Below are 22507 nucleotides of genomic sequence, written 5' to 3'. Positions count from 1 at the left end.
CTTAATCAATTATCTGACGCAAATCTGTTGTTCTACCGTAAGGAAGTTGCTTGGGGCCACCCTGAATTGTACTTCGAAGAACACCGCCAGCAGCGTGGGGCCCGGCAATCCCAGGCAGTGAATGATTGGGGAGTTGCCCAAATGTCGGCATTAAATTCCACCATTTGTTTGCACCACCACTTTCGAGTGGATATATATGATGCGGCGTGGCGAGCTTAAGACGCCCATCAGGATCTACTCTCGTTGGCCATGTTGCACCCGTATTTTCCTCCCACCGTCTAATCAAATAACTTTGATCTCTTTCGAACTCAGTTCGGGCAAATCCATTTTGAATTGGATTTCTGCGTTGAACAACAGGTGAATTTTGTTGAAGCAACAACCGCTGCTGAGGGGATATCTCCCCTCCAGCGGCTGCGACGCGATTTGCTTCGTCAATGATGCTATCAGCACGTGTTCTGACCAAGCCCCCCTGAGCCCGAGAGGTCTTTATGTCCAACAGAGCATCGCTTACAGACGAGGTGTTGTGAACCCAAACACCGCGCTCGCCAACAAAGTAGGTGTGGTCGTCAGCTACTTCAAAGTTGTAGACCAGGTGCTTGCCATCGTCCGGCGTTACTTCAATGACTCTGGATTGAGCGCCATCTAACAACTCTAACGAATCTCCCGGCTGCAGCGAGTTCGCTCCACGCCAGCCTTGGCCCGTCACAAAGAACGGATGTTCCGTAGTGGCTGAGACGATCTCTCGCGCCCCGTCTGGGTGTTCGACCTGAACATGAACGACGTCCTTGTCCTTGGATGCAAACACCTGAAGCACTGGACGCCATTGAGTTTGCTGGTTGAACTGATTGCGTGCGGCCACCAAGTCGCCGGGCTCAACTAGCTCGATCAGCTTAGTGCCTTGCTTCGTGTGCACAAGCGTGCCAGGAAGGAAGCATGCCCCCCAGAGCGGAGGCGGGGCATTTGCGACTTCGGAAAGCGCTCCTACTCTTCCAGCAAACAGAGCCTCGCCCATGCCGCCCAGCGCACGCAATCCCGTTACTGTGGCGCCCGCCTCTAACGCAAATTGGACTCCTCCGAAGAGCACGGTGGTTGCGCCATCCCCGATGTAGCTGCTAGTAAAGTCCCGCGCAGCTTGCAGTCCATTGCCGACTCTTTGCGCGACGGGCGCCAAGCCTTGCATGATGGCTCGTGCACCATCGCTGCGGGGGTTGTAGCCCCAACTTTCCGCGAAACCCTCCTGTACGCCGACTGCGGCATCGGTACCCGCGAGGGTGTAGGGAATGGAAGCTACGCCGCCGAGGATTCGGACCACTCCGTTGTAGCCGCCTCCGATCACCAGTTCTGCAGCGCCTACAGCGAAGTTGGCCGCCTGCGTCAGAGGAATATTGGCGCCGGCGTTGCTGAAGCGATTGGTGCTATCGGCAAAGCCTCCACCTTCGACCGGTTGAGCCACGGAGGCAGCACCCGCAGCGTAGTACGCCTTGGCAAACTGCCCGTCCGGCGTGTCCCACATGCGGTTGAGCATTCTCTGCGTGTCGTCATAGATGGTCGCCACATAGGTTGGCCGGCTGAGCCCTTCGTTGCTGTAGTTTTCGTTGCGATAGGTCACAGCCTGCGCCGCTTGCGCTTGCCTCAACGCCTCACGTCGACTGTCGATACTGCTCTCTGCGCTGGTGAGTTGCCTACCTGCGCGATCAAGTTGTGCAATTTGATCCGCATTCAGACGAGAGAGATCAGCGTTGTAGGTCTGCCCCGCTGTCGTGATCCAGCGATTAGCACTAGCGCTGTACGAAGCCTGCCCGGAGCCGGCAATGAAGGCCGCAATCGCGTAGCGGTTGGTCGGGTCGATGCCATCAGCGATCGCCAGCGGACCCTCGCCGCTTTGGGCTGTGTAGCTCGTCGGTGCTGCGCCTGCAGGCATGCCAGAGGTGGCGTACCAATTGGCCGAAGCCTGCCTATAGGCTGCCCGCTGTGCCATGGCCACAATGCCGTCTTCAGAGTCCGTGAAGTTAAAGCCGGCTCCCCCCGAAGGGCCGACAGATGTGCCGTCGTTCCTCTCCAGCACCCAGTCAGCATTCGAGCCCGGAGCGACTTCCATCGCCAGCGTCAGCGGATCTGCCTGCAGCGTGTTGGCACCTCCGGCCGTGCGTGCGCTCTGTCCCATTGCATCAGCCAAGGACTCTCCCAACGCATTGCCAAACGCGTCGGCAGCTACCTGCATCACACTGACTTTCCCGCCCCTCATCACAGCGGTCGTCAATCCACCCGCGAAGCCTCCCACAGCCCCGCTCACAAAGCGCGCCGCCGCCGGACTCACCGAGTTAGCCCATGCGCTGGCGTAGTAGCGTCCGCCGTCGTTCGGACTCGCACCTGGCATCAAGTTGCCTTCGTCGTCGAATCGCGCATAGTTATCGCTGCCTGCCATGCCGCCAATGGCCGTGCTGATCGCTTGACCCACGCCCGCCCCCGCGGCGGCAGCAACCACGCCCCGCCAACTGAACTTGTTCTGAAGTCCCGTCGCGACCCCTATTCCCTGGGTCAATGCACTGCCGACTGCGGCACGCACCACTACGTTGGGTATATCGGTTGCGACGCCGCCCAATGGCGTGGGCATCACTTCGCCAAGACCCGCTGAAACCCCAGCACTTACCCCTGCAAGAGCCACCTGCTTCCAACTGATGGTGTCCTGCACGCCCATTGCAACACCAGCGGCCTGCCCCACCACCGAGCCCAGCATGGCGCCCCCGATGCCGCCGGTGTAGACAGCGACAACCACCGAAATCACTGCCACGATGATCTGCCCAACCGCCCCGCACCCCTTCTCGTCCTGCGGCTTCGCCGTCATCGTCGGCGTGTCGTTCGCAATCTTGCTCGGGTCGTACGGCTTGAAGGTGTTCGCGTTGTTCGCGCTTGTCACCCGCGCCGACACCGTGAGCACCTGGCCCGCGCGCAGGTCCGCATTGCTCATCAACCCGTTCGCATCGGCAATCAGGTACCACAGATTCGCATCGCCGTACGCTCCCTTGGCGATGCTCTGCAGCGTGTCGTTGACCTGCACCGCATAGGTGCCCGGGCTGCCCGCGGGGTAGTTGCCGTCGATCGGCTGGTAGCCGAAGCTGAAGGCCACCTCGGGCTTCCACATCTCGCTGCCTGGCTGGAACGGGTTGCCCTGCGGGAAGCGCTGGTCCATGGTCTGGCCGTAGCGCCCGAGCATTTCGCCGTTCACCACCACCTGGCGCTGGCCGTTGTACTGCGTGTTGGGGTCCATGCTGCTCGTGTAGTACGCGTACAGCACGTTGCCCTGCGCGTCGTTCACGAAACGGTGCTGCTGTTCCGACGGGATCGTCTCGCCCGCATCACTCACCTGGACCAGGTACCCGTTGGCGTCGTAGCCATAGCCCAGTCCGCCCAGCGCGGTCGTCGAGCCTGTGCGCCGCAGTTGCACCTGGTAGCCCTCGGCACGCTGCAGCCAGGTTTCTTCGACGCTTTGCGAGGTGCTCACGGGCCCGCCGGGCGGCATGCTGGTCGCCGCGCTCTGCGACCGCACCATGTTGCCCGCGGCGTCGTACTGATACTGGGTCTGGGCCGACACGGGCGTCACGCCCACGCTGTTGCTGATCTGTCCGACCAGCCTGCCGTTGGCGTCGTAAGCGTTGATGTCCCCGCGCAGCGGACCGCCCGCCAGGTCCACCGGCAGTTGCCCGCCGTTCAGGAGGTTGTGCGCGTTGATGTAGTTCATGTCCACCCCGCCCACGCCGATCATCGTTCCGCTCACGAGCACGCGACCGGCGCCGTCGTACGTGCGCGTGTCGATCTGCGCGCCATCGCGCGTGGTGGTCTTCAGGCGGTCCAGCGAGTCGTAGGTGTAGGTCTCTGTGGTCGCGCCGTTGTCCGCGAGGGGCGTCCACTGGCCATTGACCATTACCACGCGCGGGCCGTTGTGCATGTCGCTGGTGCGCCGACCGTTCTTGTCGTAGCCCAGCACGTGGCCTTCGGTGCCCAATGTTCCGTTGGCGTCCAGTGCATTGACCACCGTCTGGCGGTTCATCTCGTCGTACTGGAAGTACTGCTCCACGTCCTGGTCAAGGGCGGGGTTCAGCGCCTGGTCGTGCACGTGGATGCTCACGTGCGTGCGGTTGCCGACCTTGTCGTAGTCGACATCCACGAGGGCGCGGCCGTCGTTGACCCAACGCATGCGCCCCAGCGCGTCGTAGGCCAGGTCGTTGTCTTGGTAGGTCACACCGCCCTGCACCGTGGTCTCGCGCAGGTGGCGTCCGGCCAGGTCGTAGTCGTAGCTGGTCACCTTCTGCGGCTGCCCCGCACCGTTGTCCTCGATGCGCACCAGCTGGCCGGCCGCGTCGTACGCGTAGCCCAGGTTCTGGCCGCGCGTGTTGGTCTGGGTCAGCAGCTGGCGCGCGTTGTCGTAGCTGAAGGCGTAGTCCGCGCCGCCGATGTCGGTGCGGCCCTGCAGCTGGCCGAAGTAGTCGTACTTCCAGGCGGCCACCGAGCCGTTGGCGTCGATCTCGATGACCTTGTGGCCCCACTCGTCGTAGCCGGCCTGGGTGGTCTGGCCCATCGGTTGGGTGGTGCGGATCAGGTTGCCGCGCAGGTCGTAGTCGTACTTGATGGTGTTGCCCGCACCATTGGTCTGGCTGAGCTTGCGCCCGGCCTGGTCCCAGCGCTGGTTCTCCACGATGGCGTCGGTGCCTGCGCCGCGGCTGGTTCGCGTCAGGCGGTCGAGCTTGTCATTGAGGAACCAGCTGGTCTGCCCCATCGCATCGACGGTGCGCACCTTGTTGCCGAAGGCGTTGTAGGCGTGGCTGATCGCGCCGCCGTCGGCATGCACTTCGCGCACGAGGTTCCCGCCCGCGTCCCACTCCTGGCCATTGACGTGGTCGTTGGCATCACGCACCGCGACCTGACGGCCCACGGCGTCGTAGTAGAGCCGGGTGACAGGCGCGTTCACGTTGCTGATGTCGCCGTTGCCATCGACACCTGCGTTGCCGTCCGCGTCGGTCTGGATCTGGGTGATCAGCTGGTTGTTGGCGTTGTAGCGGTAATGCGTGACCCAGCCGGTCGAGCGCGGATCGCTGATGCTCACCACGTTGCCCCAGCGATCGACGTTCTGGTTGACCACAGGGCGCGCGAGGGCGCCCGGATTGTCCTGGGGTGCGCGCTCGGCCGATGCCTGAACGATGACACGCCCGAGCAGGTCGTAGGTGGTGTCGGTGCGGCGTACGTCGGCCAGCTGATTGGCCTCTGTTGCGTTGTTCAGATTGCCGAGGTCGAGATTGCCGCGCGCTGAGCCAGCGCTGCGGATCTCGGCAGTCTGGCGGCCCAGTTGGTCGTACAGCGCGACCTTGTCCACGCCGTCACCGGCATTGGTGCGCCACAGGTGGCCGGCGTTGTCGTAGTCGAAGTACTCGCCGGCCTGGCCGTTGACGCTCTTGCTCACCACCTCGCCGAAGGCGTTGTACTCCATGGCTGTATCGACCTGGAAGCCCTCGTCGCCGACATGCAGTTGGGTTCCCGTAGCTTCGGCCGGCGTGCCGGCCCAGAGGGTGACCCACAGGCCATCGATCTGCTGCTGCACCCGGATTTTCTGGAGTTCGCCAATCGGCTCGTCGGGCACCAGCCTGCGGTTGCTGCCCACTTCCCCGGGCAGCATTTCCGCGGAGGTGTACGTCGCGCTGTGGCCGGCAATGGTTTGCGGCGGTCCGTCCTCGTCTCCAGGCACCTCCTGTGAAGGCGTGACATAGTCGAACTGTATGCGCACGCTCGTGCCGCGGCCCTCGAGCAGGTTCATCACGCCGATATCGACGTAGCCCCGGTTGATGCCATCGGGGTCCTGCGCAGTTGGTGCCTGCGGGGTGTAGGACCCCAGCGCCGTCGTGAGGGTCGGCGCCACGGTATAGAGACCGTCTGCCTCCGGCTTGCGAACGGTGCGGGTGATGCCACTGGCGTACTCGGCAGGGCCACCCCAGCGCTCCACCCAATTGCCTTGGGCATCCGCCTGGAACACGCGAATGCGGGTGACGCTGGCCAGGGGCCCCTTGGGTGCGAAAGGCGCCAGGATCGCCACCGGATTGTTCGCCGGCACGATGGCCTCGAGACTTTCCGGCCGGGACGGGACGATGACTTCGCGCGTCGTGACGTGGGTGGTTTCGTCGTAGGTCGTGTAGACGAACTCGGCGGTGATGTAGTCGACCACGATGCGCACCGCGCCGCCGGCCGGATCGATGACTGTGTTGGCAGCCACGACCACGGAGCCTCGGCTCTCGACGATCGGTTGGGTCGGAATCTGGAACCCGTCGGAATATCTTCCCGGCGTGATCACGGCCGCCGGACTCGGCTTGGTCGTGCTGCCGGTGAGGTCTGCACCGTCGGTGGCGGCACCGGGGGTGTAGACATGAGTCTGCCGTCCCAATGCGTCGTACTCATAGGCGCGCCGGAGCTTACGAGTAACGCCGTTGTTGTCGGTGACGTCTTGCCACTCCTCTGCCACCTGTCCCAGCTGGGTATAGGTGCTGTGGTGGTTGACGCGCATGGCGTCGGTGCTTTGCACCACATGGCCCAGCGCGTCGTACAACGCATAGCTGGTGCGATCGGTGTTGGCGATGAGCTCGGCGTCGCGCACCGGGTCCCAGTCGGTCTTGACGGTGCTTGGCAGGTAGATGTGGTTCTGAGCACCCACCAAACCAAGCAAGGGATCTGTGATCGCCAACTGCATGTGATGCAAGGACGTGTCCAGCGTCGCGGTGGGCGTGGCACTCACATAGCCCATCAGCTTTTTCTCTCCCCAACCGGTGGCTTCCAATGCCTGGATGGTCGCCGGATCGGAAACCAGCTGGGTGTAGGCCCAGGGTGGCGAGAATTGATGGAGCCGATAAAGCGGTACGGTGCCGGGCAGCTCCTCATCGGCCACGTAGCCGACGATGCCGCCGTCTTTCCAGGCGCCGGAGGCGATGTCGAAGGCGCGTTCGGACTCGTCGGTCGTGTAGGCGTTGACCCAGCTGTAGAACGTGCCCTGCAGCCTGTACAGAGGCTTGCTGCCGGGGAACTCGGTGGCAGACACATAGCCGATGTCGTTGATGTCGACATAGCCGGCGCCGCGCAGCGTAGCGAGCTCCGGGTTTTCGATCGCCATGTAGTCCGGCATGGGGTTGGGGCTCAGCGGGTTGCCGTTGCCATCCGCACCGTTGACGTATTCGGTCTTGCTCACCACGTTGCCGTATGCATCGCGGCGGAAGACGGTCAGCGGCGTGATGGGCGCACCGCTCGTCGTGCTGATGCGGGTGGGCTCGGCCACTGCCCTGACCCGGCCAAGCGCATCGTAGTAGCTGTAGGTGGAAGCACCTGCTGCGTCGGTGGTGCGCGTGAGATTGCCCACGGCGTCGTAGCCGTAGGTGGTGGTCAGGTCACCTCGCGTACTGATGCCGTTTGAAGCGGTGCTGTACTCGACGCGCATTCGCGTCTCGCTGATCTTGCGGTTGTTGCGGTCGTAGGCGGTGACAACGCGCCGGTCGTTGTCTGCGTCGACGGTGGTGGGTTCGGGCGGCGTGCCGCCGGCGCTGTCATCGGCCTTCCCTGTCCACCCTGTCAGGCTGGACGTACCAACCCAGCCCGCGAGCGACTTGGCGAACTCGGTGCGATCCACCACATTGCCGGTTGCATCGAAGACTTGGGTGGTGAGATAGCCCAGTGCGTCGACGCTCGCGATCTGTTGGCCGCGCCGGTCATAGAAGTTGCTGGTGAGCACCCAGCTATTGGCGGCCTGGTGCTGCGCAACCTGCACGAGGTCGCCGAAGCTGTCGTAGGTGTTGCGCGTGGCCTTGCCGCCGAAGGTGTACTGCGCCCCCGCAACGGCAGAGGCGTCGTACACCGCTGCGGAAGGTTCCTTGACTTCGATGGCCCGGCCCAGGCGGTCGTAGGTGGTGAGGATCGTGCGGTCCGCGTCGCTGAGCGGGAGTGCGAGTGCCACGTCTGCGGCAGACGGTACATCCAGTTCATCCCACCAGGGATTCTGGACACTTGCCGTGGTGACCTGTGCATAGCGCGTGAGCGTGATTGCCTCCCCGAAGGCATTGCGCTGGTAGCCGGTGACGTAGCCCAGGGCATCCACCTCGTGGACCAGGCGCCCTAGTACGTCGTAGGTCTTGTAGCTGTAGTTGCCTGCCACATCGAGGTTGGCGATGGCATTGCCGAAGGCGTCGTAGGTGGTTTCGGTGTGCAATCGCACCGGGCCTTCGGTTTGTGCAGTAGTTACCTCGGGATACTCGACGCGCAGTTGGCGTCCAAGCCGGTCGTACTCGCAGTACGTGGTTCGTTCCTCGGGCCGCCCCTGAGCTTCGGTGCGAGACGTCATGTTGCTGAAAACGTCGTACTGCATCACGGTGACGACCGAGCCCATGCCGCTGTTTTGGGCATCCAGCCCCAGGCGTTCGCGGTCCCCCGCCTTGACGGTCGTGAGATCGACCTGCGGCGATACCTCGCGAATCATGCGTGCCAGGCCGTCGTATTCGTAGGTCCAGACAGCGCCTTTCGCGTTGGTGTAGCTGGTCTTGTTGCCCAGCGCGTCGTAGGTCCACGACTCGGTGCTTCCCAAGGCATCGACGCTGAAGACCACATGCCCGAGCGCATCGAAATCGAAGCTCTTGCTGCGGTCGTCCGGGCTGGTGACTACCGCCAAGGCAACGGCCGCTGCAGTGTTGGCAGTGCCCGTCGAGATCGGCCGCGCGTACTGCGTGGTGCCGCGCACTTGTCCCAGACCGTCGTAGTCGGTCTTGCTCACGAAGCCCAGGGCATCCACACCGTAGATCGAGCGGCCGGCCGCATCGAAGACCTGGCGCGAGACGCGATCTGCACTCGGGTCGGACACCAAGAGACTGCGCAAATCATCGGGGCTGGCCGTGCCGTCAAGGCCCGCTGTGTCGATTGCATGCGCATAGCGGCGCGTCTCGATTACCTGGCCGATGCCGTCGTAGATCCTTTCGCTCAGCCCACCCAATGCGTCGATCGCCAGGACTTGGCGCTGCATCTGGTCGAAAGCAAAACGCGAAACCCTGTCCGCAACACTGTCGGTCACCACGGAGGCCTCCAATCCAGCCTCAGTCAGCCTTGTCTCGGAATCGGGCGCCTCGATGCGATTGGCATAGCTCACCTGCTCCGTCACGTTGCCGAAGGCGTCGTAGGCATTCCGGGTCACGCCGCCCATGGCATCGACCGTGAAGGTACGGCGCCCCGCAGCGTCGTAGGCCATCGCGGTCACGCGGTCTGCCGATGCGTCGTATTGCAACCAGCTTTCGATCTTTTGCGACGTCAGCCTGGCATAGAGGTGTTGACCGTTGGGTAGAGCGCGGCCTTCGGAAATCTCATTCGAGCGCGCGGCAAAAGACAGCTGCCTCCCGCTCAAGGTCCTGTCCCTTGGCAGGTCTTGGGGATCCTCCCACTCCCAGTACATGCGCGTCACGCCGCCTTCGACCGGCGTGGCGTACTGTTCGGTACGAACAAGTCGTCCCGCTCCGTCGTAGCTATTTCGCGTGACCGCATTCTCCGCATCGACGGTGTAGGTCAGGCGACCGGCTGCGTCATAAACGAAATAGTTGTGATGATCTTGCTTGTCGTATTCGTCGACCCAGCCCAGCGGATCCCAGTAGGACAACGGTGCATGCACCGTCTTGCGCAACAGGCGTCCCACACCGTCGTAGTCGAACGAGATCTCTTCGCGACTGTCGGTCGGAGGTCCATAGGGAGAGTCATTCGAATCACCGCGCCAGCGCGATTGGTACTCCAGCCGATTGGCCGCGTCATAGATGAAGCCGGTGAAACGGTCCATCTCGCTTATCTGCACGCTGTCGGGTGACGCACCGCTCGCAATGGCATTTTCATACTGCCTGCGGAGGATGAGATTGCCGTTGCTGTCGTACTCGTTCTTGGTGACCCCGCCTGCACCGTCCACGCTCCAAGTCAGACGGCCCGCCGCGTCGTAGACATTGCGGGTCCGTTGATCGCGCGTGGCGTCGAGTTGCGGTGATGGCGCGGCGTGCCCATCCCAGGCCGCCAGGGCCGTGGCACCGAGGGCATTGGCATACGCGCGCTTCTCCACGACATTGCTTGCGGCGTCGTACGTCACATGCACCACGCCGCCAGCGCCATCCACCTGCCAGGTGACCCTGTTCGCGGCATCGAACACAGCACGCAAGCGCTGGTCCCGGGCGTCGTCCGAAACGATGGCCGGAGCAGACAGGCCGTCCCACGCATTGAATGTTGCGCTGTCCAATGCGTTGGCATAGATGCGCGTCTCGACCGTGTTGCCGTTGGCATCGTAGAAGTAGCGCGCGGCACCACCGACGCCGTCCACTTGCCAGGTCTTGCGATTGAGCCCGTCGAAGACCGCGCGCACCCGCTCGTCGCGAGCCGCGTCTGGCACCACCGGGGGATCGACGTCAAGCGTCCAGGCCGCGCGATCGATGCGGTTGGCATAGGCGCGGGTCTCGATGAGATTGTTCGCCGTATCGTAGCGGTACTCCACCACCGCGCCCGTGCCATCGACCGTGAAGTGCAGGCGACCGTCCGCGTCATAGCGGCGGGATTGCACCAGATCACTGCTGGCATCTGGCTCCAGCATTTCATCGACATCGGCAATGCGCAGCGGCAGGCCCAGCTCGATGAACTCGTCGAGCACCTGCGTCGAGATCGCATGGACGTAGCTGACGGTCTCCACCACGCGACCTTCGCTGTCGTAGCGGGTTCGCGACACGTCGCCGAGTGGGTCCACCGTGAAGATCCGGCGATTGTTCGCGTCGTAGACGTAGCGCGTCGTATGACCATTGGCGTCAGTCGCCTGCAAGACGTTGCCTGCGCCGTCGTACACGTACTCGGTGATGAGGTTCATGTCGTACGGATCGAGCACCTCCCGAATGCGCCGTCCCAGGCCGTCGTAGGTGTACTCCGTGAGTACACCGTTCGGATCCACCACGCTGAGCACCGTGCCATTGGTGTCGTACGTGTAGCTGGTTTCCAGCGCCAGGCCGGCGGGATCGACCACTTGCCGCACGGTCCGGCCGGCCAGGTCGAACTCGGTCAGGGTTTCGATGCCGCGCGGGTCCGTCACGCTGATGCCCTGGCCCTTGGCGTCGTAGCCATAGGTCGTGACGAGGTTCAGACCATCGGGGTCCAGCGTACGCGTGAGCAGGCGGTTGGCCGCGTCGTAGGTGTAGTCGGTCCTCACGCCATTGGCGTCGGTGCTGCTGAGCTTTAGACCCGCGTTGTCGTAGGTGCTGTCTGTGGCAACGCCTTCTGGCGCTTCGGTGTGCAAGAGGTTGCCGCTCTTGTCGTAGCTATAGATCGTCGTGTTGCCACGTCCGTCGGTCAGGCTCTGTGTCTGACCCTGACGGTTGTGCACGGTGATCATGCTCACGCCTTCGGGCGTGGTGACGGTGGTGCTGCGGTTGGCCAGATCGTAGCTGTAGCTGGTGACGTGATTCAGCGTGTCGCGCTGCGTCAGCACACGATCGAAGGCGTCGTAGGTCGTGACACGTTGTGCGTCGAGCGCATCGGTGGTGACGACCGTGCGACCGAGCCGGTCGTAGGCAAACTGGCTGCGGTTGCCGTTGCCATCGAAGCTCTCGACCAGTCGGCCGAATGCGTCATAGGTCGCGGTCGTGACCACGATCCCGTTGCTCCGTGTGCTCTGTACAGACAGGCCGCGCCGATCGAAACTGGCCGTGTCGATGACGCGATAGCCGTCCTCTCGCACGTAGCCACTGATGATCGCTTCGCGGAAAGCGTTGTACGAGTAGGTCGTGGTATGGCCCAGCGCATCGGTGCTGCTGGCCCGGGTGCCCGTGGCGTTGTAGCTGTTCAGGACGTGGCTGTCCTGGATGCTGGGCACGCCGGCGAGCAGATCGGTCAGGGTGGCGGTGTTCAAGCCACCGGGGGTCGTGGCCCCCAAGGTAGCGACATCGACCCAGCTGCCATAGATGACTTGCTCGACGAGCTGCCCCTGCGCGCTGTAGCGGCTCCCGGTGACCTCGCCTATGGCGTTGACGGTGTAGGCGAGACGTCCGATGGCGTCGTAGAAGAACAGCGTGCGGTGGCCGTTGGCGTCGGTGGTGCTGGTGCGACGGCCGGCGGCATCGTAGCTGTGGGTCAGGCCGTTGTCGGCCCAGGCGCTCAGTGGATCGTTCTGCGCGACGGCATCGCTGCCGCGACCATCCAGTTCGCCGATCAGGCGCCCCTGGATGTCGTAGCGCAGGCGGTTGGTGCGCTCGTCGGCGGTGCCCTCTGCAGTGACCGTCTGCACGAGCTGGCCCACGCTGTCGTACGTGAACCGGGTGACCGTGCCCTCTGCATTGGTGCGACTCAGAAGCTGGTTGGCGGCGCTCCAGGTCTGGACCGTCCGCTGGTCCTGCGCGCTGTCGGCGGCTGGGCGAATGCTCTGCAGCGTGGAGGTGCTGCTGATCGCCGCGGCCTTGTTTGCGTACCGGATGGTCTGCGTGATGTTGCCGCGCGCGTCGTAGACGTTCTCGCTCAGATAGCCTTCGCCATCGACCTGGCCGACCAGACGGCCGCGGGCATCGTAGAAGTTGTAGCTGTGGATGTCGTCGGCATCGACGGCTGGACGCAGCCCCGTGAGGCTGTGGCTCGCGCGGGCGATCGCAAGGGCTGCTGCGCGCTCCGCCGGGGTAGCAACGTTCGCTGCGCGTTCGGCGTAGCGGATGGTCTCCACGAGTTCGCCTGCGGCGTTGTACTTGTACTCGGTCAGGTAGCCTTCGGCATCGAGCACTGCTTGCAGCCGGCCGTCGCGGTCGTACAGGCGGCTGGCCGTCCGGTCCTCGGCCGCATCGGGGTCTACGTACAGCGTGGTGCCGGTTGTGCCTTCCACCACTTGCGTGAAGCTCAATTCGCCGTCGGCCGTATTCGCATTGCCCGAATAGACAGCGGTGAACTGCTGAACGCCTGGCGGCAAACTGACACCGGTCAAGGTCGCCACACCATCGATCACCGAAGCCGTTCCGAGGAGGTGCGACCCCTGGTAGAAGCTCATCACGCCGCCGACATTCGCACCGTCTACGCGGTCCACGCGCACGCTCAAGGCACCGTCTTGCGCGATGGACGCGGCGCTGAGGTTGCTGAGATCGGCGCGTGCCTTGGCAACCAAGACCACGGAAGTGGTCTCCGAGGGCGCATTGTTGGCATCACCCGAGTACACCGCCCTGAGCGTGTGACTGCCGAAGTTCAAACCGTTCAACGAGAAACTGGCCAATCCATTGGCCACCACGGCAGTGCCCAGGAGGGTGCTTCCATCGTAGAAGCTCATCGTCCCACCGTCAGGTACACCACGCCCCCAAGCCTGCGCAAGAAGGGTCAGCGGCTCGCCATCACGCGGGCTCTGGGATAGCGTGAGACCCACGGAACTCTGCTGTGGCCCCTCGGCGATCTCCTGCCTGATCGCTGTCCACTCAGACGTATGCGGCTCGTAGTTGGCATCACCAGAGTAGCGAACGGTGAAGTAGTAGTAACCGGGCGGCAGATTGCTGACGGTGAGGGTTGCAACCCCGTTGACCAGGGATACCGTGCCAAGTGTCTGGCCTCCGTCGAAGATCTCGACCGTTCCCGTGATGGGAGGCCCGTCGAAGCTGCCGTTGCTCGCATTCCGGATCCCGACGGTGAAGGTCAGCGGCTGCCCCGTCACCGAAACTGGACGGGAAGAAGTGACTTGCCCCAGGGCGACGGTGCCCTTGGAAATGTACATCTGCTGTGCTGCCACGGCCGCTGGCGCACCCGTCCCATCCGTATAGATCAATGTCAGATCGGGCCATCCAGCCTGCAGACCCTTGATCTGGATGCGCCCAGGCGATGCGGGGTCTACCTGATAGCTTCCAATCAGCGTTTGGCCATTGAAAACCGTGTAAGTGCCACCGCTGACCGCACCAGCGCCGCTGATGACCATATCGAGGGAAAGCGCTTGCCCTATCGTTCCAGACGGCGACGCGGTAAGAAACATGGTTCGCATGACTGGCGGCGGCACGCTCTGGGAGCCCGCAACGACCTGAACCACCGGTCCCTGCGACGACACACTGGCAGCGTAGAAATCATTCCCGCCATAGCTCGCACTGAGGACGAGGTCCGACCCGACCGGCAGATAGCTGGTTACGAGGGTGGCCTGACCGCCCATCGCCTCGGCCGTACCCAGGAACTGCGCGCCCGCGAAGAAACTTACCACCCCGTTCGCAGGCAATGCGCCGCCCTGAACCTGCGCAGTCAACGTCACCGATTGCCCTTGCGTCACACTCCCCGTCGAGGTGCTCAGACCGATGGCAACGGGAACCTTCGCAACCGAAAGCTCGAACAGTGTTTCGCTGGTTGCATAGGCTGTGTCGCCGCTGTAGATAGCGCGCACGCCATGTACCCCTGCGGCGAGTCCTTCAACAACCGATAGAACTGCCTGACCGTCCACAACTGTGCCGACGCCTAGCAGACGAGTGCCTTCGTAGAAGCGAACGATGCCCGTGAGCGGTGTGCCCGAACCGTCCTCCGATTCGACAAGAGCGGTCAAACTGAAGGCCTGCCCCGGGGTGAGCGGCACGGATGAAACAGACAACTCGGTGTAGCTATATGCCGCCTGCGCAGACGCTACCACCCGCTGCACCAGCGGATTCGACGTGTACCCTTCCGGAAGGGACGACGTTGCATAGTTATCGTCCCCCGAATAGCTTGCAGTGATGATGTACGTGCCGAGCGGGGCATCGTTCCACGCCAGGACGGCGATCTCATTGACCAGACCTGCCGTGCCGATGGCAACGCCGTTGGCGTAGAAGGTGACTGTGCCTGTTGGCGGGGGACTTCCGCCCCCTGCGACACGCACCATGAAGCTCAGTGGTGCGCCGCGCACGGCAGTTCGCGGCCCGGTACCGTATGGACTGGGTACGGAAGATTCAAGGGCTACATCGGTTTGCCCCTTTTCCACAACCACCTGCACCTTTCCTACCGTGGTAGGGGTCTCTCCGTCATACACCAGCGTCAGGTCATGAACGCCGACCGACAAGCCGGGCAGCACGATCCAATCGCCATTTCTGTACTGGCCCCTCCCTACCAGCGTCTTGCCGTCGAAAACCAGGAAATCATTCGCGGACGGGCTGAAGGGAATTGCAACCTTGACGCTGATCGGCTCTCCGAACTCCGCATACCCAACCTCACTGATCACAAAGGATCCCGTCGTCGGCGGTGAGACTGGCTGCGATGCGGCGGTGACGTCAATACGCGGCCCTTGGGCGACGGTGGCTTCGCCGCCCCAGTAATCCAGGTAGCTCGCACTGAAAACGATGTTTGAACCGACAGGAAGATAGCTGGTGACCAGCGTGGCCCAACCTTCGACGATTTCGGAGGTACCAAGGTACTGGTCATCGGCAAAAAAACTGACCCGCCCGCTATAGTCGATCACGCGCATGCGCAGCGTGACCGGATCGCCTTGTACCGCGCTGGTTGCCGACGCCTCGAGTGTCGCGGCAGGACCGGCAGAGCCCTCGCTGTCGTAGTGGTGCACATCGCCTGTGTATTCGACCGCGTAGTACGCCAGGTCGCCTGTCGGCAGGGCGACGTCAAGCACGGCCACGCCATTGACCACCGATGCCTGCCCCAGCACGGTATCGCCGTAGCGAAAAATGACGACACCCTGCAACGGTTGCGGGAACACGCTGCTGCTCACGACCGAGGCACTCAAACGCAAAGAGGCACCATGGCTGGCAACCTGGAGCGTCGTCTCCGTGTCAGCCCTTCTGACCATCACCTGCGTTTCGGCGGAAACCCCTTCGTGTGTCGGATCGCCGCCATACACCGCAAGTATCCGAACGTCGCCGACTGAAAAAATGGGGGCCATGAGCATCGCCAGGCCATCGATGACAGTGGCACTGCCGAGCAAAGCGCCGTTGCCATAGAACCGGACTTCGCCCGTCGCCGTGGCGAGGTTCGCAGGCAGCGCCGTGCTCAGGTCCATCGACAGCACGATGGCGTCCCCACTCGAGAGATCGGACGACGAGACGGTCAGTTCCGCGCTGGTTTGCGCGGGCGTGACGATGATCTGTACCGCCGGCGAAATGCTGGCGAGTTGTTGCGCGCCATTCGCATAAGAGGCGCGAACGTTGTTGACGCCGCCGGGCAGCTTGTCGGTCACGAGCGTTGCCATGCCGTCGATCACTGGCGCGCTGCCGAGGACCGTGTTGCCGCTGAAGAAAGTAACCATGCCGCCAGCGCTCGCGCCGGCGATATTGGCCATCAGCGTCACCGAAGCGCCGATGGGGAGGGTGTGGTTGTCGACACCCAGTGTCACAGCGATATCGCTGAGGTTACCGATGCCCAGGCGGGGGAGGATGTTGGTCCTGGTGATGCTGAGCGAGGCTGTCTGCACAGCAACGCTGGCCACGTTGCTGCCGTCACCCGCATAGGCGGCCCGGATGACATGCGAGCCCAGGCCCAACGTGTTTACCTGCAGCGTGGCCACTCCGTTCACCGCCTGCGCCGTGCCCAGAACGGTCGTGCCGTCGTAGAACGTCACCAGCCCCGAGGGCTGATTCACGCCATTGATCTGCATGCTCAGCGTCACGGTCTCGCCCTCGGCCGCACTGGCCACCGAACTGGTGACCGTGGTCGTCGAGCGAACGGATATCCCCTCCCCCGTGCGAAGCCGCAGCGGGCCGTTGTTCGCATCGCCCGCATAGTCGGCCTCGATTGCCCAGCCTCCCGTCAGCAGCACCGCCGAAGAGAACGTTGCCCGACCGTTGATCACCGCCACCGTTCCCAACACCTGCGCCGCAGCCGTATTGCCCCACACAGGCACCGCACGGAAGGTCACGCTGCCCGTGAGCGCAGAACCGCCCTGGGACAGCAGATCGACACTCAGATCGAACGGCACCGCCGCATACAGCACGCCAGGAGCGTTCAGTTGTCCACTGGTCGCCACGGCCTGCGGCGCCCAGACCTCGACCGACGTGCCCCCGGCTTGCTCCACGGCATAGTTCGCACCGCTGCCATTGCTGGCCTCGAAGCTGACGGTGAATTCGCTCATGCCTGCGGGCAGCCCACTCACGGCCAGGGAGGCCACGCCTTCGATCAGCTGTGCCGTGCCGATGGCAACCCCATTGCGATAGAAGGTGGCAACACCCGTCAGTGCCGCCAGCCCATCGAGGGAGCTTGGCGCCACGGCCAGCCGCAGCGCCAGCAATGAATCGGTTCTGACGGGGAGGTTTGCGTCCGCACCCAGCACGCTCAACACCGGCCAGGCCGACACGGGCACAACATTGATCTCGATGGAGGTCGTCGCGCTGGCGTTGTAGTCGTCGCCCGAATACACCACCGTGATGTTGCGCACGCCGACAGCCTTGGGTACAGGAATGGAGGACCACTCGCCCCCGGCCTGAGCCGTGCCCAGCAGTGTCTGTCCGTCAAAGAAACTGTAGCTGCCCTTCAGTGGATGGCTGCCATCGGCGATCTGGCCATACAGCTGAACCTCCGCCACACCTCCGAGCTGAGTGCTGGCGTGCAACGCCTCCACATGAAGTTGCACCGCAGACGTGCCCACAGGATTCAGTGGCGTGCCCGATGCGGAGCCGGTGGTGATGCTGAGCGAGGCTGTCTGCACAGCAACGCTGGCCACGTTGCTGCCGTCACCCGCATAGGCGGCCCGGATGACATGCGAGCCCAGGCCCAACGTGTTTACCTGCAGCGTGGCCACTCCGTTCACCGCCTGCGCCGTGCCCAGAACGGTCGTACCGTCGTAGAACGTCACCAGCCCCGAGGGCTGATTCACGCCATTGATCTGCATGCTCAGCGTCACGGTCTCGCCCTCGGCCGCACTGGCCACCGAACTGGTGACCGTGGTCGTCGAGCGAACGGATATCCCCTCCCCCGTGCGAAGCCGCAGCGGGCCGTTGTTCGCATCGCCCGCATAGTCGGCCTCGATTGCCCAGCCTCCCGTCAGCAGCACCGCCGAAGAGAACGTTGCCCGACCGTTGATCACCGCCACCGTTCCCAACACCTGCGCCGCAGCCGTATTGCCCCACACAGGCACCGCACGGAAGGTCACGCTGCCCGTGAGCGCAGAACCGCCCTGGGACAGCAGATCGACACTCAGATCGAACGGCACCGCCGCATACAGCACGCCAGGAGCGTTCAGTTGTCCACTGGTCGCCACGGCCTGCGGCGCCCAGACCTCGACCGACGTGCCCCCGGCTTGCTCCACGGCATAGTTCGCACCGCTGCCATTGCTGGCCTCGAAGCTGACGGTGAATTCGCTCATGCCTGCGGGCAGCCCACTCACGGCCAGGGAGGCCACGCCTTCGATCAGCTGTGCCGTGCCGATGGCAACCCCATTGCGATAGAAGGTGGCAACACCCGTCAGTGCCGCCAGCCCATCGAGGGAGCTTGGCGCCACGGCCAGCCGCAGCGCCAGCAATGAATCGGTTCTGACGGGGAGGTTTGCGTCCGCACCCAGCACGCTCAACACCGGCCAGGCCGACACGGGCACAACATTGATCTCGATGGAGGTCGTCGCGCTGGCGTTGTAGTCGTCGCCCGAATACACCACCGTGATGTTGCGCACGCCGACAGCCTTGGGTACAGGAATGGAGGACCACTCGCCCCCGGCCTGAGCCGTGCCCAGCAGTGTCTGTCCGTCAAAGAAACTGTAGCTGCCCTTCAGTGGATGGCTGCCATCGGCGATCTGGCCATACAGCTGAACCTCCGCCACACCTCCGAGCTGAGTGCTGGCGTGCAACGCCTCCACATGAAGTTGCACCGCAGACGTGCCCACAGGATTCAGTGGCGTGCCCGATGCGGAGCCGGTGGTGATGCTGAGCGAGGCTGTCTGCACAGCAACGCTGGCCACGTTGCTGCCGTCACCCGCATAGGCGGCCCGGATGACATGCGAGCCCAGGCCCAACGTGTTTACCTGCAGCGTGGCCACTCCGTTCACCGCCTGCGCCGTGCCCAGAACGGTCGTGCCGTCGTAGAACGTCACCAGCCCCGAGGGCTGATTCACGCCATTGATCTGCATGCTCAGCGTCACGGTCTCGCCCTCGGCCGCACTGGCCACCGAACTGGTGACCGTGGTCGTCGAGCGAACGGATATCCCCTCCCCCGTGCGAAGCCGCAGCGGGCCGTTGTTCGCATCGCCCGCATAGTCGGCCTCGATTGCCCAGCCTCCCGTCAGCAGCACCGCCGAAGAGAACGTTGCCCGACCGTTGATCACCGCCACCGTTCCCAACACCTGCGCCGCAGCCGTATTGCCCCACACAGGCACCGCACGGAAGGTCACGCTGCCCGTGAGCGCAGAACCGCCCTGGGACAGCAGATCGACACTCAGATCGAACGGCACCGCCGCATACAGCACGCCAGGAGCGTTCAGTTGTCCACTGGTCGCCACGGCCTGCGGCGCCCAGACCTCGACCGACGTGCCCCCGGCTTGCTCCACGGCATAGTTCGCACCGCTGCCATTGCTGGCCTCGAAGCTGACGGTGAATTCGCTCATGCCTGCGGGCAGCCCACTCACGGCCAGGGAGGCCACGCCTTCGATCAGCTGTGCCGTGCCGATGGCAACCCCATTGCGATAGAAGGTGGCAACACCCGTCAGTGCCGCCAGCCCATCGAGGGAGCTTGGCGCCACGGCCAGCCGCAGCGCCAGCAATGAATCGGTTCTGACGGGGAGGTTTGCGTCCGCACCCAGCACGCTCAACACCGGCCAGGCCGACACGGGCACAACATTGATCTCGATGGAGGTCGTCGCGCTGGCGTTGTAGTCGTCGCCCGAATACACCACCGTGATGTTGCGCACGCCGACAGCCTTGGGTACAGGAATGGAGGACCACTCGCCCCCGGCCTGAGCCGTGCCCAGCAGTGTCTGTCCGTCAAAGAAACTGTAGCTGCCCTTCAGTGGATGGCTGCCATCGGCGATCTGGCCATACAGCTGAACCTCCGCCACACCTCCGAGCTGAGTGCTGGCGTGCAACGCCTCCACATGAAGTTGCACCGCAGACGTGCCCGTCGCCGGCGGCAGCGGAGGCCCACCAACGCCCGCCCCCTCCTGCGGCTCCAGCAACCGCACATCCACCGGATTGGCCAGCCTGGTCGTCGACAGCACGCGCGACGCCCCGTCATACACCGTCTGCGTCACATACCCCAGCCCATCAACCTGGAAGGCCAGCCGGTTTGCATCGTCGTAGAAGTTCCAGACCTTCTGGTCCTGCGGCGCAGAGGCCGGGCGCAGCGCCTCCAGGCTCGTGACCGTATTGGTCGCAGACCAAGCCGTCGTCGGCAAGCCGGCGCCATCCAGCAGCAGCGCCGTATCGATGCGGTTCGTATATGCAATCGTCTGCCGCAGTTGCCCATTGGCGTTGTACGCATACGCGGTCACCGCGCCCGTGGCATCGATGTCCGCAATCTTGCGATCCGCTTCGTCGTACAGCATCCACTTGCGCACGCCCGTGGGGTCCTGCGTCATCAGCAGGTTGCCGTCCTTGTCGTAGACATACGAGGTGGTGCCCAGCACCCCGGTGCCCGCACTCTGCTGGGTCACGCTGACCAGGCGCCCCGCCAGGTCGTAGGCGGACGTGGTGACCAGGCCGCTGGCGATGGTGACCGTGACCTTGCCGTTCGCGTCGTCGTAGCTGGTGATCGTGGTGTTCGCCGTGGCACCACCGTCCAGCGACGGCCCGCTGGCACTGAGCACACGGCCCAGGCCGTCGTAGGTGTAGGTGGTGACCGCGACTGCATCGCCCGGCTCGATCTTCTGCACGAGCAGGCCGCGCGGGTCGTAGATGTATTGGGTCGTCGCTGCGCCGGCGGCCAGGCCCTGCCCATCGGCACCGATCTCGGTGTAGACGGTGCTGCTGCTCAATGCGCCGCGCCCGTCGTAGACGTAGTCGGTGCGCCGGGTCTGGGCGAGGTTCTGCGTCTGCTGCCAGGCGACCAGTTGCGCCTCGCTGGGCACAGAGTCCGGTGCCAGGCCGGCCGTGTCGTAGGCCGCACCGCTGTATTCGACGGCGGCGGTGCGCTGGCCATGGGCGTCGTAGCGGTACTCGGTGACGCTGCCTTGCGCACTGATGGCAAAACGCAGCTGGCGCGGATTGCCCTGAGCGTACACGTACCGTGTGGTCTCGGGCAAGGCTGCGGCCTGGGTGCTCGTTGCTGCATCGGCATAGACCGTGTCGGTCAGCAACTGGTTCTGCGGGCCGTAGGTGCGCACGCGGGTGTCCCCGGCGGAGTCGACTTCCTTGAGCAGGTTGCCGCGCTCGTCGTAGGAGAAGTCGACCTTGCGGCCTTCGCCGTCGGTCACGCGCGTCACGTTGCCGGCGGCGTCGTAGGCGTAGCTGACCTGGCTCACGCCACCCGTGTGATTGGCGGTGACACCCTGGCGCAGTTGCAGCAACTGGCCCTGAGCGTCGTAGCTGTAGACGCTCTGGGCGCCCAGGGGATCGGTGACGGTGGTGGTGCGCAGGCCGGCGTCGTAGTTGAAGCGGGTGACGGCGCCCAGCGCATCGGTGACGCTGGCGACCTTGTAGGCGGCACCGGACTGCACATAGGTGAAGGCAAGCGAGGTGCCGTCGCTTTGCGCAACGCTGGCGATGCGGTTGCTCGCGCCGTCGTAGGCGTAGGTGGTGACGTAGGTCCGGCCGTCGGCGATGCTGTCGTCCTCCGGGCTGAGATCGACGGTGACGGTGGACAGGCGCCCGCTCGCGTCGTAGCCGTAGCGCACGTGTGTCAGGCTGGCGCCGCCGGCGTCGACGCTGCGGATCTGGGTGAGCTGGTTGCCGTCGTAGTCGTAGTAGGTGATTTCGCCGTTGGCATCGGTCAGCGACTGGACGGTGCCGTTGGCGTTGGCGTTGTAGGCGTAGCTGACGGTGTTGCCGTCGGCATCGGTGACGGAGACGAGGCGGCCCTGACCGGTGGCCTGGTAGCGCTCGGTCAGGCCGCTGTCGCCATCGGTCCAGACGAACTGGTCCGCACCGGCATCGTGGGCGATGGTGTCGAAGGCGCCCGCACCGGCGCTGCTGACGTAGCGGCTCGTGGCCGCATCCCAGGTGTAGACGGCCTGGGCGCCATCGCGGTCGGTGCGCGTGAGGGTGCTGCCCACGGTGGCCACGGAGCCCGTGAGCACCACCTTCTGGCCGAAGGCGCCCACACGCCAGTTGTCCGCGTTGTCGTCGTCCAGCAGGCCCTGGCTGTTGTAGGTGCGTGCGCTCAGGACATCGGGGCCACGGCCCAGCAGAAGCTCGTCCCTGTTCTGCAGCACGAGGTTGCCGGTGGCGGCGTTGACGTACGCCAGCTCCCCGTTTCGGCCTTGCCCTGCCGACCCCACCAAGCCACGCTGGCCCAGGGTGGTCAACGAACTCAAGCTCAGACCCAGACTGTTCCCACTGACGATTGCAACCATGGCGGCCTCGACGGATTGTTCTGAGAACCGCCATATGGCAACCATGTCGGGAACACCCTCCACGGCCAGGCTCGACGCAAT

Annotated in this window: 1 protein-coding gene; it reads right to left on the bottom strand. The window is 64.0% G+C overall.

Features of this window, described 5'->3' with window-relative positions; genetic code table 11:
- Window position 1: 1 nt before the first annotated feature.
- Complete coding sequence (locus GNX71_RS09415) at window positions 2–22426, bottom strand: Ig-like domain repeat protein (protein ID WP_206178071.1); 22425 nt, start codon at window positions 22424–22426, stop codon at window positions 2–4.
- Window positions 22427–22507 lie beyond the last annotated feature (81 nt).

It is taken from the genome of Variovorax sp. RKNM96, from assembly GCF_017161115.1.
Lineage (GTDB): Bacteria > Pseudomonadota > Gammaproteobacteria > Burkholderiales > Burkholderiaceae_C > Variovorax.
This window is presented reverse-complemented; position numbering and strand designations above follow the sequence as displayed.

Excerpts from the sequence above, each read along its gene's own strand:
- GNX71_RS09415 (WP_206178071.1), bottom strand. The coding sequence starts at position 22,426 with ATGGTTGCAATCGTCAGTGGGAACAGTCTGGGTCTGAGCTTGAGTTCG.